This is a genomic window from Glycomyces dulcitolivorans (assembly GCF_003265355.1).
GTDB classification, from domain to species: domain Bacteria; phylum Actinomycetota; class Actinomycetes; order Mycobacteriales; family Micromonosporaceae; genus Glycomyces; species Glycomyces dulcitolivorans.
Genome location: NZ_QFRW01000068.1, coordinates 44,808 through 60,328 on the forward strand (window position 1 = coordinate 44,808; position 15,521 = coordinate 60,328).

Sequence of the window (15,521 nt, forward strand, 5' to 3'; positions counted from 1 at the left end):
CGCGTGACATAGACATCGATGAGCGTTAGTTTTGTTCAGTAACCACCCGGGGACCGGCGAGCCGGCCACGAGGAGATTCTGGAGCAGCGACGATGACGTCATCATCGATTTCGACTTCCCCCGACGAGATCCCGAGCCTGTACGGGCCGGGCAAGACCGTCAAGCGGGTCCGCACCCGCCACCTCATCGAAGCCAAGGAGCGCGGCGAGAAGTGGGCGATGCTCACCTCTTACGACCAGTACACGGCCTCGCTCTTCGACGAGGCCGGCATCCCGGTCCTGCTCGTCGGCGACTCGGCCGCGAACAACGTCTACGGCTACGAGACCACCCTCCAAATATCGGTCGACGAACTGCTTCCGCTGGTCGCGGCCGTGGCCCGCTCGACCCAGCGGACCCTGGTCGTCGCCGACCTGCCGTTCGGCTCCTACGAGGCCGGGCCCGCGCAGGCGCTGGAGACCGCCGTCAGGTTCATGAAGGCCGGCGCCCACGCCGTGAAGCTCGAAGGCGGGCGCCGCATGGCCGCCCAGATCCGGGCGCTCACCGGCGCGGGCATCCCCGTCATGGGCCACATCGGGTTCACGCCGCAGAGCGAGCACACCCTGGGCGGCTACCGCGTCCAGGGCCGCGACGCCCACGCCGCCGAGATCGAGGCCGACGCGCACGCCGTCGCCGACGCGGGCGCGTTCGCGGTGGTCCTGGAGATGGTGACCTCCACGGTCGCCGCCGAGATCACCAAGCAGCTGCCGATCCCCACGGTCGGCATCGGCGCCGGACCGGACACCGACGCGCAGGTCCTCGTCTGGCAGGACATGGCCGGCCTGAACCGCGGCAAGCCGCCGCGCTTCGTCAAGCGCTACGCCGACCTCGCCACCGTCCTCCAGGACGCGGTGAAGGCCTACGCCGACGAGGTGCGCTCGGGCGGGTTCCCGACGAAGGAGCACGGGTTCGAATAGGACTCGCCTTCACAGGTGAAATTCTGAAACTCCCGTGAGTCTGGTCGCCTTCCCCTTTGGGGGAGGCGGCCTCTCGCGTAGCGTTTTCACAGTGAACGACGCCATCCTGCTCTTCGACTACGACGGCACCGTGCGGCTCGGCTCCGAGCACGCGACGCACTACGCCCGCCTCGTCGCCGCCGAACTCGAACCCGAGGACGAACGCGCCTTCCTCGCCGCCCACGCCGCGTTCGTCGCCGGCAAGCCGACGACCGCATCCACATTCGACGCCTTCGACGCCGACAACGCCGTGCGCCGCCTCGCCGGCGAGTACGGCGTCCCCGACGCGGTCCGCGCCGCCCACTACGAGGCCACGCGCGAGCGCATGGCCGGGGGCCACTTCGACATCTGGGCGCCGGAGGGCTTCGCGAAGTTCATCTGGAGCCTGCCGCGCTCGATCGAGGTCCGCCTCGTGACGAACGCCCCGGAGGCGAGCCTGGAGCCCGTGCTCGACCGGCTCGGCCTCGACGGCCTGTTCGACCAGGTCGTCGGCGACGCCGCCAAGCCTGTCGGCCTGGAACGGATGCTCGACGACCTGCTGGAGGACCGCAAGCCCGAGCACGTCCTCAGCGTCGGCGACATCCCCGTCAACGACCTGGCCCCGGCCGCCGACCGCGGCTGCGTCACCGCCTACATCGACCACTACGGCCGGCCGTGGCCGCGCGCGACCGCTTCGGGGCGTTCGCTGGAGGACCTGTACCCGTTCATCCACCGCTGGGCGACCGAGATCTGAAACGCGTGCACGTGAGCGTCGCGCGCGTCACGGGCTCGTGAACCCAGGATGTCGCACGCGGCGTTTATGCTGGGATTGCGCCCTGAGCCGACCGATCCCCGGCTCAGGGCGTCTTACGCGCTCAGCCCGAGATCGGGTCGCCGACCTGGATGGTCGCCCGCTCGGCCGTCTTGACGTAGATCCCGAAGTGGTTGTCCAGCTCCTTGATGATGTGCCGGTGCAGCTCCATGTCCCGCTCGTTGGAGCCGTCGGGGGACCAGCTCGGCAGGACGCACCGCTCGCACGGCTTGTGGAGCGTGAAGTCGTCGTCGCCCAGACGAATCCGGGTGCCCGGTTCGAGCTTGTACTCGGCGAACGGCTCCAGGTCCGCTTCGACCACGACGTTCGGGCGGAACCGGGCCGCGACGATCTCGCGGCCCAGCTGCTCGCTGAGCTTGCGCAGGCTCGCCTCGAAGATCACGAGCATGCGCCCGGCGCTGCCCTGCGTCTTGCGGAGCTCGACGCCCTTGTCGGCGCCGATCGTCTCGGCCAGCCGGGCGGGGAGCCCGGGGTCGTCGAGGGCCCAGGCCGCGCCGCCGGGCTCGTAGAAGACGGGGTCGCCGGCCGCGGAGTCGGCGCAGCTGCACTGCGCGGGGTGCGCGGCCTCCCAGCCCATCATCCTGGGGTGGCTGCCGCCCCAGACGGCCTTGTCGGTGCCGGGCTCGTAGAGCCCGAGGAGCCGGTCGCCGGCCAAGCCGTCGACATCGACCACCGCGGACCGCAGGGATTCGCCCCTGAGCCCCTTGACCGGATACCGCCACAACTGCTTGATCTCACCTGCGAACACGCTCCCGAATGTACCTCCTCTCACGTTTTGGAGTCGGTCCGGCCGGGTTAACTCCACCGTCATAATCGGGTGAGACAATTGCCGCCCCAGGACAGAGGAGTAAGGCCATGGAACGGCAGAAGGAGTTCGTGCTTCGCACGCTCGAAGAACGCGACATCCGATTCGTTCGGCTGTGGTTCACGGACGTCCTCGGCACGCTCAAGTCCGTGAGCGTCGCTCCGGCCGAACTGGAGTCCGCGTTCGAGGAGGGCATCGGCTTCGACGGCTCCGCGATCGAGGGCTTCGCGCGCGTCTACGAGTCCGACATGGTCGCGATGCCCGATCCCACCACGTTCCAGGTCTTCCCGTTCGAGGGCCGCGGCATCGGCGAGTCCGCCCGCATGTTCTGCGACATCCTCACCCCCGAGGGCGCCCCGTCGTGGGCCGACCCGCGCCACGTGCTGCGCCGGGCCCTCTCCAAGGCCGCCGACCGCGGGTTCACGTTCTACGTGCACCCCGAGATCGAGTTCTTCCTGTTCAAGGACATCTTCCCGGAGACGGGCGCCAAGCCCGAGCCCGTCGACGACGGCGGCTACTTCGACCACACGACGCACTCGGTCGCGCGCGACTTCCGCCGCCAGGCCATCCTCGCCCTGGAGCGCGTCGGCATCTCCGTCGAGTTCTCCCACCACGAGGTCGCCCCCGGCCAGCAGGAGATCGACCTCCGCTACGCCGACGCGCTGACCACGGCCGACAACATCATGACGTTCCGGCACGTCGTCAAGGAGATCGCGATGACCTCCGACGTCACCGCGTCCTTCATGCCCAAGCCGTACAACACGCAGCCCGGCTCGGGCATGCACTCGCACCTGTCGCTGTTCGAAGGCGAGGACAACGCCTTCCACGACCCGGGCGACGAGCAGCGGCTCTCCAAGACCGCCAAGGCGTTCATCGCCGGACTCCTGCGCCACGCGCCCGAGTTCACCGCGATCACGAACCAGTGGGTCAACTCCTACAAGCGCCTGTACTCCAGCGCCCAGCCCGGCCAGATCTCCGAGGCGCCCTCGTACGTCTCCTGGGGCAAGGCCAACCGGTCGGCGCTCGTGCGCGTCCCCGTCTACGGCAAGCCGAACTCGGCCCGCGTCGAGATCCGCTCGCTCGACTCCGCGACGAACCCGTACCTCGCCTACGCCGTGCTCCTCGGCGCCGGCCTCAAGGGCATCGAAGAGGGCTACGAGCTGCCCCCGGGCACCGAGGACGACGTCTCCGCGCTCACCAGCGCCGAGCGCGTCGCCGCCGGGTACCAGCCCCTCCCGGGCAACCTCGCCGAGGCCCTCGACAAGATGGAGTCCTCAGAGCTCGTCGCCGAGGTCCTGGGCGAGCACGTCTTCGACTACTTCCTGAAGAACAAGCGCCAGGAGTGGGAGGACTACCGCACCCAGGTGACGGCCTTCGAACGCAAGCGCTACATCAACCTCTGACCGATTACAGTGGGTGGGTGACCACCGCACTCGTCATCGAGAACGATCCTCAGCAAGGTCTCGGCAGAGCCGCAGCTTGGCTCGCCGAGGCCGGCATGGAACTGGACACGGTACGGCCCCACCTCGGTGAGGCCGTGCCGAACTCCGCCGGGGGCCACGAGGCCCTCATCGCCCTCGGAGGCGGTCGCGGCAAGGACTGGAGCGACGACCTCTCCGGGCTCCTGACCACGGCCGTCGCCGACCAGACCCCGACTCTCGCGATCTGCTCCTCCGCGCGGATGCTCGCCGCCGCGTTCGGCGGGCGGGTCGAGGACTTCGGCGCGCCCAACGGGCCGCGGATGCTCGGCAAGCGCGACGCCGCCGGGCACGACCTCGTGTTCGGGCCCGCGCCCATGACCATCGACGTCATCCGCTGGCGGCGCCAGGAACTCGTCGAGCTCCCTGACGAGGCCACGCTGCTGGCGGCGTCTCCCCAAGGGGCCCTTGAGATCTTCCGCATCCGCGAGAGCGCCTGGGGCGTGCAGTCGCACTTCGAGTTCACGCCGGAGCAGCTGGCCGGGTTCGGCGCCTTCGACGAGGCCGCGCTCGCCAAGGCCGCCGAGGTCGACGAGCACATCGTCCACACGTGGAAGCCGATCCTCCAGCGGTTCGTGAAGGTCGCCGCCGGCGAGAAGAAGGCGCTCCCGCTTCTCGATGCCTGACAGCGGACACGCCCTGAACGCGGACGAGGCCCGCCTCGCGGTCGTCGCGGCCAGCAACGCGCTGGGCGACTACCTGCGCGCCCATCCCGAGTCCGAGCCGGCGCTCACCGAGGACGAGGACGCCGGCTTCGCGCGCGTCCGCGCCGCCGGGCCCTTCCAGCTGAACACGGCGTGGAAGGAGAACCTCCTCCGCATCGCCGCCGCCGATTTGACCGGCGCCACCGACCTGCGGTCCACTTCGGACTCGCTGTCGCGCCTCGCCGACGCCGTGCTCGCCAGGGGCCTCGAACTCGCCCGCGAGGAGCATCCCGGCCAGACCCGGCTCGCGGTGATCGCCATGGGCAAGACCGGGGCTGAGGAGCTCAACTACGTCTCCGATGTGGACGTCGTCTTCGTCGCCGAAGGGGACCTGAACCTCGCGACCCGCCAGGCCGCCCGCATGATCCAGATCGTCGGGCCCGCGACGTGGCCCGTCGACGCCGGGCTGCGGCCCGAGGGCCGCTCGGGCGCCCTGGTGCGCACCGTCGAGTCGTACACGGCCTACCTCAAGGACTGGGCCCGCACCTGGGAGTTCCAGGCGCTCCTCAAGGCCCGGCCCGCCGCCGGGGACCTGGAGCTGGGGCTCGAATGGCTCGCGGCCGTGCAGCCGTTCATCTGGGGCGCGGCCGACCGCCCCGGCGTGGTCGCCGACATCCGCGACATGCGCCGCAAGGTCGTCGACTCCGTCCCCGCGGCCGAGCGCCGGTACGAGATCAAGCTCGGTCCGGGCGGCCTGCGCGACATCGAGTTCGCCGTGCAGCTGCTGCAACTCGTCCACGGCCGCGGCGACCCCGCGCTCCGCGTACGGTCCACACTGGACGCACTGGACGTCCTCGTCGCGGGCGGCTACCTCGCCCGCCGCGACGGCGAGGACCTCGCCGACACGTACGTCTTCCTGCGCACCGTCGAGCACCGGCTCCAGCTCCAGCGGCTCCTGCGCACCCACCGCGTCCCCGACGGCGGCGAGCCGCTCCACCACCTCGCCCGGACCCTCGGCTACACCACCGACGAGGGCTTCCTCGCCGCATGGCGCGCCCACGCCACGACCGCGCGCCGCCTGCACGAGAAGCTGCTCTACAAGCCGCTCCTCGACGCCGTCACCCTCGTTCCCACCCACGAACTGCGCATGAGCGAGGCCGAGGCCGCCGGGCGCCTCGCCGTGCTCGGCTTCAACGACCCCGCGAGCGCGCTCACCCACATCAAGAAGCTCACCGCGGGCCTGTCCCGCACGGCGACCGTGCAGCGCGCGCTCCTGCCGGTCGTCCTCCACGAGCTCGCCGACTCGCCCGAGCCCGACCGCGGGCTCCTCGCCTACCGGCAGGTCTCCGACAAGCTCGGCTCCACCCCCTGGTACCTGCGGCTGCTGCGCGACGGCGGCCCCGCCGCGGTCCGGCTCGCGCGCCTGCTCGGCACCTCCCGGTACTTCACCTCGCTGCTTCTGCATGTGCCGCAGTCGCTCCGGTACCTCTCCGACAACGCCGACCTGACGCCGCGCCCGCGCGCCGAACTCGCCATGGGGATGCGCCAGGCCGCGACCCGCCACTCGGACCCGACCGCCGCGATCGGCGCCGTCCGCGCGATCCGCCGCCGCGAACTCATCCGCATCGCCGCCGCCGACATGCTCGGCCTCCTCGACGACCAGGCCGTGGGGCTCGCGCTCTCGGACCTGACCGACGCCGTCCTCCAAGCGGCCCTTGAGATCGGCGCGCGCGACCTCGCCGACGCCCCGCCGATGCTCGTGGTCGGCATGGGCCGCTTGGGGGGCCGCGAGACCGGCTACGGCTCCGACGCCGACGTCGTGTTCGTCCACACCGGGGAGACCGACGCTGAACGCAAGGCGGCGGCGAAGATCGTGGAGTCGGTCCGCACGCTCCTGGCCGCGCCCACCGCGGACCCGCCCCTGGAGATCGACCTCGACCTGCGGCCGGAAGGCAAGGGCGGCGTCATCGCGCCGAGCTTCGCCGCGTACCGCCGCTACTACGCCGACCGGGCCCGCCTGTGGGAGCGCCAGGCGCTCCTGCGCGCCCGCCCCGTCGCCGGGGACGAGGACCTCGCGGCGGCCTGGACCGAGTTCGCCGACGGCGTCAGGTACAAGCCCGGGGGACTCACCGAGGCCGAGCGCGTCGAGTTCCGGCGCGTCAAGGCCAGAGTGGATTCCGAGCGGCTGCCGCGCGGCGCGGACCCCAACGGCCACACCAAACTCGGACGCGGGGGACTGGTCGACATCGAGTGGACCGCGCAGCTCCTGCAACTGGAGCACGGCGACGTCCCCGCGATCCGCACCACCCGCACCGTCCCGGCCCTCGAAGCCGCCGCCGCGGCCGGGCACCTCAACGCCGCCGACCTGCTGTCGCTGCGGGAGGCGTGGCTGTTCGTCTCGCGGGTACGCAACGACATGACGCTCGCGCGCGGCGTCCCCCGTGACGACCTGCCGCGCTCGGGCCCCGAACTGGCCGCGCTCGCGCAGACCCTCGGCTACGGCGACGACACCGAGCACTTCGTCAACGACTACCTGCGCCTGACCCGCCGCGCCCACGAAGCCGCCCAACGGATCGTCTACGGAGCCCAGGCCGGGCCGGGGAAATCGGCCTAGACTCGGACCGAGCGGGATCGGGGGAGCGGATGATCGACTACACCGTGGTGACGGCGGAGGCGGGCGAGTCGCGGCGCGGGAGCGGCGACGAGCTCCGGGACGCCGCCGCGGCCGAAGGCGCCTACGCCTGGGCCGCCTTCGACTCGCCCGACGCCGACGGCATCCAGGATGCGCTCGCCGCGCTCGGCCTGGACCGCTTCGGCACCTTCCCCGTCGGCGTCGTCCACACCAGACCCAAAGTGGAGTTCAGGGACGGCGAGGTCGTGCTGCTGCTCAAGACCGTCTGGTACATCGAGGCCACCCGCCAGGTCGAGACCGGCGACCTCGTGGTCTTCACCGACGGCCGGAACCTCGTCACCGTCCGAAGCGGCCTCGTCGACCCCGTTCCCCATGTGCGCGAACGGCTCCAGGAAGCCGAATTCCGCGCCGGCGGGGTCGCCGAGGTCGTCCACGCGCTCTTCGACGCCGTGGTCGAGCACTACGACGGCGCCGTCGAGGACCTCGCCGACGACGTCAGCGACCTGGAGCGGCTGGTCTTCTCCGGCCGCCGGATCGACCGCAACCAGGACATCTACTTCCTCATCCGCGAGACCCTCGAATTCCAGAACGCCGTCCGCCCCCTGGCGACGTTCGCGCACTCGCTGCGCGACCGGCGCTCGGGCCAGGACGTGTTCGCGCACCCGGGGTTCACCGAGGTCGCGGGGCACCTGCTGCGGGTGGACGCGTCGATCGAGACGTGCATGAGCCTGCTGACGACCGTCCTCACCGCGCACCAGGGCCAGATCGGGACGTGGCAGAACGAGGACACGAAGAAGATCTCGGCGTGGGCGGCGATCGCGATCGCGCCGACCATCATCTCGGGGATCTACGGCATGAACTTCGACGAGATGCCGGAGCTCCACTGGGCCATCGGATATCCGCTCGCGCTGGCCGCCATGGTCGTCGTGTGCCTTCTACTCTTCCGAGGTTTCAAACGGAACGGCTGGCTGTTACGGATTGATGTCCGTGAATCGCAATGGGTGAAAGCGAGGGGCGGAGCCGCTGCGCGCCGCATCGCTGACGATGCCCTTGCGCGGCGGATCCGCCCCTCCGGCCCTGCCTGCCTTCGTTGAACACCATAGCGAACCGTCGCAAAGCGAAAGCGTCGAGCCAATGGTGACGGTGCGTGTGCGCCGCGGTCGCGCTCCCAATTCGGTAGCAAAGCCGCCATTGAAATTTTTCAATCCGAATGCTTGACTTTCCCCCAGGCCTCCCATAAAAATAAAGATACCTATCAGTTAAGTCTCTTTACTTTTGGGAGGAACATTGAGACGACTGAGGACCCGGCGGTTCATCGCCGTCGTGACCGCGGCCCTGGCCCTGTTCACGACCGGCTTGATCTACACCGTCGCGAATCCCTTCTCAGCGAACGCCGCCGTCACCTGCAACACGCCGTGGGTCTCCTCGGCGGTCTACGTCGGCGGCAACCTGGTCAGCCACGAGGGCTACAACTACAAGGCCAAGTGGTGGACCACCAACGAAGAGCCCGGCACCACCGGCGAATGGGGCGTCTGGCAGACCCTCGAAGCCTGCGGCGGCGGGACCGACCCGACGACCAGCGCGCAGCCCACCAGCCAGGAACCGACCGAGGACCCGACCGGCAACCCCGGCACCGGCGGCGCCATCAACGCCGCTTACTTCACCGAGTGGGGCGTCTACGGCCGCAACTACCACGTGAAGAACCTCGTCACCTCCGGTTCGGCCGAGGACCTCACCCACATCGTGTACGCGTTCGGCAACGTCCAGAACGGCCAGTGCACGATGGGCGACTCCTACGCGGCCATCGACAAGTTCTACGACGCCTCGTCCTCGGTGGACGGCGTCGCCGACACCTGGGACACCGGCGCCCTGCGCGGCAACTTCAACCAGCTGCTCAAGCTCAAGGAGATGTACCCGGACCTCCAGATCGTGTGGTCCTTCGGCGGCTGGACCTGGTCCGGCGGCTTCACCCAGGCCGCCCAGAACCCGACCGCCTTCGCCGAGTCCTGCTACAACCTCGTCAACGACTCCCGCTGGGCGGGCCTGTTCGACGGCATCGACATCGACTGGGAGTACCCGAACGCCTGCGGCCTCTCCTGCGACACCTCCGGCACCTCGGCCTACCCGAACCTCATGAAGGCGCTGCGGACCAAGTTCGGCTCGGGCGCCCTCGTGACCTCCGCGATCACCGCCGACGGCACGTCCGGCGGCAAGATCGAGAAGGGCGGCTACGACGCCGCGGCCCAGTACGTCGACTTCTACATGGTCATGACCTACGACTACTTCGGCGCCTGGGACGCCGACGGGCCCACCGCCCCGCACTCGCCGCTCAACAGCTTCAGCGGCCAGCCCATCGCCGGCTTCGACGGCGCCACCGCGATCGCCAAGCTCAAATCGCTCGGCATCCCGTCGAGCAAGCTGCTCTTGGGCATCGGCTTCTACGGCAGAGGCTGGACCGGCGTCACGCAATCGGCGCCAGGAGGCACCGCCACCGGCGCGGCACCGGGCACCTATGAGGCCGGCATCGACGACTACGAGGTCCTCAAGACCGAATGCCCGGCCACCGGCACCGTCGGCGGCACCGCATACGCCAAGTGCGGCAGCGAATGGTGGAGCTACGACACCCCCGCGACGATCGCGACCAAGATGACCTGGCTCGACAGTCAGGGCCTCGGCGGCGCGTTCTCCTGGGAGCTGTCCGGCGACACCGCCAACGGCGAACTCATGAACGCCATCGCAGCCGGGCTGAACTAAACCCGGAGCGCTGACCCGACAGGTCGGCGGAGGGACCGCGGCGCCGGTCCCTCCGCCGACCGCTTTCATTTGACGAACTTCGCGGGCTTCGTCGCGAGGGCCATGATCCATTCGAGGGGGCCGCGCTTGAGGAACCGCCTCCAGATGAGGGCGAAGACCATGGCGCCCACCACGAACACGCCCCACATGCGCCAGCCCGTCAGGTAGCCGGTGCCGTTGACGGGGTGGTCGACGAGGTACCAGACGGCGGCGATGTGGGCGACGTAGACCGTGAGGGACATCGAGCCGACCGCGATGAGCGGGGCGAGGATGCGGCGCGACCACACGCTCGCCTTGCCGCAGTAGCCGAGGAGGGCGATGAGGCCGACGATGACCGAGATGGCGACGCCGATGTTGCCGGCGAGCTCGAACGGGGTGCCCGAGTGCGGGGAGGCGGCCGTGAGGCTGGCCCAGTCGAAGCCGGTGGCCTCGTCGGGGAGCTTGTCGTAGATCCAGGCGTTCTTCTCGTCGAACTCCTTCCACTGCTCCTCGGTCCAGTTCATCGAGTCCTGGCCCGCGAGGGCCTTGGACCACGCCTCGTCGAACGCGGTGTAGTCGGGCTCGGCCGCGGCCGGGATCAGCTTGCCGGCGAGCCAGGCACCGCCGTAGCCCAGGAGCGCGAGCGAGGGGCCGATGATCGCGAGGCGGACGCGCACGGCCTTGCGGGCGAAGTCCAGGCGGCCCAGGGCCATGCCGGCGAAGATGTACGCCATCCAGGAGACGGCCGGGTAGGTCCCGTTGAGCGCCAAGGAGAGCAGGCCGTCGCCGCCCCAGATCGCGAGCGGGTCGCGCGCGTCGAAGCCCTCCATCCAGGTCGTGGTCACCGTCCACAGCCACTGGATCAGGATCGGCCCGCCGAGGCCGACGACGACCGCGAGGATCGCGAGCGTGCGGGCCCGCAGCTTCACGAACGGGAGCGCGAGCAGGAAGTACAGGCCGTAGAACGCCAGGATCACCACGATCGACGTGCCCGTCGCCGTCAGCCACGTCCCCAGGGCCAGCAGCAGGACCGCGCGGATCGCGATCTTCACGACCGCCTGCCGCAGCGGCCGGCCCGTCTTCGGCCGCGAGCCGCCCGCGATGAGCACCAGCGAGAGCCCCGCGAGCGTCGCGAACAGCGCCGAGGACCGCCCGTGCGGCAGGTCCATGAGGAAGGACTTCCAGTCGCCCGTGGTCTCGGCCCACGGGCCGACGTGCGAGTAGTACATGCCGAAGACGGCGATGGCGCGGGCCGCGTCGAGCCCGACGATGCGGCCCAGCGAATCGGGCTTCGCCGGCGGCGGCTCCGCGAGCGCGGGCTCCCGCGGCTGCAAGGCGATGGTGTCAGTCATGCAGTCCAAGGTGCGGCGGACGCGGGCCCGTTCCCATCCGGCGATGCGCGGGACGTCTCCCGCCGCCGGGCCGCAACCGTCCCCCCGCCCGGCCGTTCCGCACCCCCCGATCGGCGGGTATGCGCGCCGTCCCGCGAAGCCGACCTGCGAGAACGCCCACACCGGTTCGCCCGCCGGGCGGCGGGAGGTGGCGGCGGCGTGCTACGAATCGTGTCCGAGCACCAATGAGAGAGGAGGCCGCATGATCCGGGTCCTGGTCGTCGACGACGAAGCCCTCATCCGCACCGGTTTCCAGCACATCCTCAATGCGGCCGGTGACATCGAGGTGGTCGCCGCCGTCTCGGGCCGCCAGGCCCTCGCCGAGACCGGGCGCCTCCACCCCGACGTCGTCCTCCTCGACATCCGCATGCCCGACGTCGACGGCCTCACCATTCTGGAGCGCCTCCGCGCCCTCCCCAGCCCGCCCGTGGTCGCGATGCTCACCACCTTCGACACCGACGAGTACGTGGCCGCGGCCCTGCGCATGGGCGCGGCCGGGTTCCTGCTCAAGGACACCGACCCCGAGCACCTCGCGCTCCAGGTCCGCACCCTCGCCGCCGACGGCGTCGTCCTCTCCCCGAAGGTCACCTCCACCGTGGTCGACGGGTACCTGGCCGGGCGCACCCGCTCGACCGGGGCCGTCGACCGCCTCAGCGCCCGCGAGCGCGAGATCCTCGTGCTGCTCGCCGACGGCCTCTCGAACGGCGACATCGCCGCCCGGCTCTACCTCGGCGTCGGGACCGTCAAGGACCACGTGAGCGCGATCCTCACCAAGCTGAAGGTGACCGGCCGCGTCCAGGCCGCCCTCGTCGCCGAGCGCGCCGGGCTCCTGCGGGGCGACCGGTGAAGCGCCGCTGGCGCCCGTGGATGACGGACGCGGCGCTCGTCGCGGTCGCCGCCGCCGACCTCTGGTTCGCGTCCTGGTGGACCGAACTCGGGTGGGAGCCGGTGCTGACCTCGCTCGGCGTGCTCGCGCTGGCGGTCCGCCGCCGCTTCCCCCTCGCCGTGTTCGTCGTGACCCTGCCGACCGCGTACTACCTCGGCGAGACCGCGGCGCCGCTCATCGCGCTGTACACGCTCGCGGTCGCCTCGCACAAGCGCTGGTTCCTGGCGGTGTGCTCGCTGGTCCTGGCCGCGTGCATGATCTGGCCGATCGGGTCCGGTCCGGCGATGATCTTCGCGGACTCGTGGTGGCTCGCGAGCATCGCGTACGCGCTGGCCCCGGCCGCGGCGGCGGCGTTCCTGGGCCAGATCGTGCAGGTCCGCCGGGAGCTGTCGGCGCGGCTGGAGGAGATCACGGAGGCGCGCGAGCACGAGCAGCTCATGGCGACCCAGAAGGTCCTCGCCGAGGAGCGGGCGCAGCTGGCGCGGGAGATGCACGACGTGGTGTCGCACCAGGTCAGCCTGATCGCGGTCCGCGCGGGCGCGCTCCAGGTGAGCACGGCCGACCCGGAGGCGAAGGAGGCGGCCGGGACGATCCGCAAGCTGTCGGTGCGCACCCTGGACGAGTTGCGGCACATGGTGAACGTGCTCCGCGCGGGCGGCGGCGGCCCGACCGACCTGGCGCCGCAGCCGACCCTCGCGCAGCTCGGGGACCTGGTGGGCGCCAGCGGCATCGAGGCGAAGCTGCACGTCGGCGACCTGCCGGACCTCGACCCGCCGAAGGAGCGGGCGATCTACCGAACGGTCCAGGAGTCGCTGACGAACGTCCGCAAGCACGCCCCGGGCGCCCGCGCCGACGTCTCGCTGGCCCGCACCGGCGCCGCGATCACCGTGGCGATCACCAACACGGCCCCGACCCGCGCCGCGGTCCCGCTGCCGAGCTCCCGGCACGGCCTCCTCGGGCTCCACCAGCGGGCCGTCCTCCTCGGCGGCACCCTCACCTGGGACCCGACCCCGGACGGCGGCTGGCGGACCGTCCTGACGCTCCCGGCCTAGGGGCCGTAGGCATTCGAAGTGCCCGCTTCCCTTGTGTTATACGTATAGTCTATTTATACGTAGTCGAGGATTGGAGCGGGACATGGCAAGGATCGTCGCAGACCGGGACCGGTGCGCCGGTTCGGGCATGTGCGCGCTGACCGCGCCGGAGCACTTCGACCAGGACGACGAGGACGGCCTCGTCCTGGTCCTCGTCGAGGAGGCCGGAGAAGGCGACACCGAGGTCGCCGACGCGGTGCAACTGTGCCCCGCGGGCGCCTTGAGCCTCAAGTAGTCTCGGCCCGGCGCCCGCTTCGGGTGCCGGGCTCATCGCAGGCCGCGGTCGCGGGCGTAGATGGCCGCCTGCGTGCGGTCGCGCAGGCCGAGGCGGGCAAGGATGCGGGAGACGTGGTTCTTGACGGTGCCCTCGCTCAGGTACAGCCGCGCCGCGATCTCCTTGTTCGTGGCGCCGGCGCCGAGGAGGCGCAGGACCTCGATCTCCCTGTCCGACAAGGGCGGACGCTCAGGTTCGGGTTGGGCCGGGCCGAGCGCGGCCGTCAGGCTCGCGGCCGCGGCCGGGTCGAACTGGACCACGCCCGTGCACGCGGTCCGGATCGCGTCGGCCAGGTCCTTCGAGGGCCGGTCCTTGAGCAGGTAGCCGCGGGCGCCCGCGCGCATCGCCTCGACGATGCTGTCGCGGTCGTCGAACGTGGTGAGCATGACGACCAGGCAGTCGGGCCGCCGCTCGCGCAGCAGGCGCGTGGCCGCGATCCCGTCGGTCCCCGGCATCCGCACGTCCATGAGCACCACGTCCGCTTCGGTTTCGACCGCGACGTCGACCGCCTCCCGCCCGTCGGCCGCCGTCCCGACGACCTCGATGCCCTCCTGGAGGTCCAGCAGCGCCGCGATGCTCTCGCGCACCAGCCGCTGGTCGTCCGCCACGATCACCAGGATCGCCTGCGCCCCTTCACTGTTCATGACGCCACCCGCGGGACGACCGCCGTCAGTCGCGTCCCCGCCCCCGGTACCGAGTCGACCGCGAGCGTCCCGCCGACGAGTTCGAGCCGCTCGCGCATCCCCGTCAGCCCCGCACCCTCCGCGGCCGTGAACCCGCGCCCGTCGTCGCTCACCACGAGCCGCGCCCGGTCCTCGTCGAGCCGCAGCCGGATCGCGACCAGCCCGGCCCCCGAATGCCTGCGCGCGTTGGTGACCCCTTCCTGTGCGGCCCGGAACAGCGCCACCAGCACGTCTCGGGCGAAGCCGCCTTCATCTCCCTCAATATCGACCACTATGGACTGATCGCGGTCCGAGCGCAATGCCAGCTCGTCGAGCGCCGCCGCCAACCGGAACGGCTCGGCGTCGGCCCGCAGCGTCCGCACCGACGCCCGGACCTCCTCCAGCGCGCTGTGCGCCGAACGCCGCGCGTCGGCCACCGCCGCATCCGCAACGGCCGCATCGCGATCGCGGTACGCCTCGGCCTTCTCCAGCAGCACGCTGATCGCCGTCAGATGATGCCCGAGTCCATCGTGGATGTCGCGGGCCAGGCGCCCCCGCTCCGCGGCCGCCGACAGGTCCGCGACCTGGTCCGCATAGGCCCGCAGCCGCGCGTGCGAGGCCTCCACCCGGCCCCTCTGGCGCTGCTCCTCCACCGCGACCGACGCCATCGCGACCGCCAGGACTAGGCCGATCGCGAACATGAGCACGTCGGCGACCGCCTCGGTCCGCCCGTGCCAGCCCGGATCGGCGGCCTGGAACGCGATCGCGATGCCGCCCAGGCACAACGCCCCGACCGCGACGCTCGCGACCGGGCCGAGCACGAAGTACGCCCCGAACGGCAACAGCAGGAGCAGCACCCGCGACAGCCCCGACCCGTCCGCCGCGGCCACCACCAGGAACAGGCCCAGCCGCACCAGCAACAGCAGCGACCCCGGCAGCACCGGGGACCCGCCCGGCCAGCGGCGCCGCTCGAACCAGTCGAGCGCGACCAGCGCCGCCAAGCCGGCCGCGAACGGCAGCGCGCGTGTGTCGCCCAGGCCCCGCGCGCCCGCGTAGGCGCCGGCGACCGCGACGGCCGCGTAC

Annotated in this window: 14 protein-coding genes; 10 read left to right on the top strand and 4 right to left on the bottom strand. The window is 71.1% G+C overall.

Going from position 1 to position 15,521, the window contains the following annotated elements; genetic code table 11:
- Positions 1 to 92: 92 nt before the first annotated feature.
- A complete protein-coding gene (gene panB / locus DI269_RS05220; protein ID WP_112134051.1) occupies positions 93 to 953 on the top strand; it encodes a 3-methyl-2-oxobutanoate hydroxymethyltransferase in 861 nt (286 codons plus the stop codon).
- A gap of 91 nt (positions 954 to 1,044) precedes the next feature.
- The gene (locus tag DI269_RS05225) at positions 1,045 to 1,725 is read left to right on the top strand and encodes an HAD family hydrolase (RefSeq protein WP_198667170.1); all 681 of its coding nucleotides are present in this window, start codon (positions 1,045 to 1,047) and stop codon (positions 1,723 to 1,725) included.
- 121 nt (positions 1,726 to 1,846) lie between these two features.
- Here DI269_RS05225 and DI269_RS05230 read toward each other — a convergent pair whose 3' ends face one another.
- Positions 1,847 to 2,551 carry an MOSC domain-containing protein gene (locus DI269_RS05230; RefSeq protein ID WP_198667171.1) on the bottom strand — a complete coding sequence of 235 codons (705 nt, stop codon included), beginning with the start codon at positions 2,549 to 2,551 and terminating at the stop codon, positions 1,847 to 1,849.
- A gap of 107 nt (positions 2,552 to 2,658) precedes the next feature.
- Here DI269_RS05230 and glnA point away from each other — a divergent pair, with 107 nt between their 5' ends.
- The 5 genes from glnA to DI269_RS05255 all read left to right on the top strand — a co-directional run bounded on the left by glnA (position 2,659) and on the right by DI269_RS05255 (position 10,116).
- Complete coding sequence (gene glnA / locus DI269_RS05235) at positions 2,659 to 4,011, top strand: type I glutamate--ammonia ligase (RefSeq protein ID WP_112134054.1); 1,353 nt, start codon at positions 2,659 to 2,661, stop codon at positions 4,009 to 4,011.
- Positions 4,012 to 4,028: 17 nt separating this feature from the next.
- Complete coding sequence (locus DI269_RS05240; protein WP_112134055.1) at positions 4,029 to 4,712, top strand: type 1 glutamine amidotransferase; 684 nt, start codon at positions 4,029 to 4,031, stop codon at positions 4,710 to 4,712.
- Positions 4,705 to 7,344, top strand: coding sequence for a bifunctional [glutamine synthetase] adenylyltransferase/[glutamine synthetase]-adenylyl-L-tyrosine phosphorylase (locus DI269_RS05245; protein ID WP_112134056.1), 2,640 nt, complete (start codon positions 4,705 to 4,707; stop codon positions 7,342 to 7,344). The genes DI269_RS05240 and DI269_RS05245 overlap by 8 nt, the downstream gene beginning before the upstream one ends.
- Before the next feature lie 29 nt (positions 7,345 to 7,373).
- Entirely contained in the window at positions 7,374 to 8,456 is a 1,083-nt protein-coding gene (locus DI269_RS05250; RefSeq protein WP_112134057.1) for a CorA family divalent cation transporter, read from the top strand.
- 193 nt (positions 8,457 to 8,649) lie between these two features.
- Positions 8,650 to 10,116: a glycosyl hydrolase family 18 protein gene (locus DI269_RS05255; protein WP_232822633.1), complete on the top strand. Its 1,467-nt coding sequence runs from the start codon at positions 8,650 to 8,652 to the stop codon at positions 10,114 to 10,116.
- A 65-nt stretch (positions 10,117 to 10,181) separates the two neighbouring features.
- On the opposite strand, the gene DI269_RS05260 is transcribed toward DI269_RS05255, so the two are convergent.
- Positions 10,182 to 11,486 carry a heparan-alpha-glucosaminide N-acetyltransferase domain-containing protein gene (locus tag DI269_RS05260; RefSeq protein WP_112134059.1) on the bottom strand — a complete coding sequence of 435 codons (1,305 nt, stop codon included), beginning with the start codon at positions 11,484 to 11,486 and terminating at the stop codon, positions 10,182 to 10,184.
- 241 nt (positions 11,487 to 11,727) lie between these two features.
- Between DI269_RS05260 and DI269_RS05265 the strand changes: the two genes are divergently transcribed.
- The 3 genes from DI269_RS05265 to DI269_RS05275 all read left to right on the top strand — a co-directional run bounded on the left by DI269_RS05265 (position 11,728) and on the right by DI269_RS05275 (position 13,737).
- Positions 11,728 to 12,372, top strand: coding sequence for a response regulator (locus DI269_RS05265; protein WP_112134060.1), 645 nt, complete (start codon positions 11,728 to 11,730; stop codon positions 12,370 to 12,372).
- A complete protein-coding gene (locus DI269_RS05270) occupies positions 12,369 to 13,463 on the top strand; it encodes a sensor histidine kinase (protein WP_232822634.1) in 1,095 nt (364 codons plus the stop codon). The genes DI269_RS05265 and DI269_RS05270 overlap by 4 nt, the downstream gene beginning before the upstream one ends.
- Positions 13,464 to 13,545: 82 nt before the next feature.
- The gene (locus tag DI269_RS05275) at positions 13,546 to 13,737 is read left to right on the top strand and encodes a ferredoxin (protein ID WP_112134061.1); all 192 of its coding nucleotides are present in this window, start codon (positions 13,546 to 13,548) and stop codon (positions 13,735 to 13,737) included.
- Positions 13,738 to 13,769: 32 nt separating this feature from the next.
- Here DI269_RS05275 and DI269_RS05280 read toward each other — a convergent pair whose 3' ends face one another.
- Entirely contained in the window at positions 13,770 to 14,420 is a 651-nt protein-coding gene (locus tag DI269_RS05280) for a response regulator transcription factor (protein WP_112134062.1), read from the bottom strand.
- Positions 14,417 to 15,521 (bottom strand): sensor histidine kinase (locus DI269_RS05285; RefSeq protein WP_112134063.1); only part of this gene is annotated, 1,105 nt, incomplete at its 5' end. The genes DI269_RS05285 and DI269_RS05280, both read right to left, overlap by 4 nt.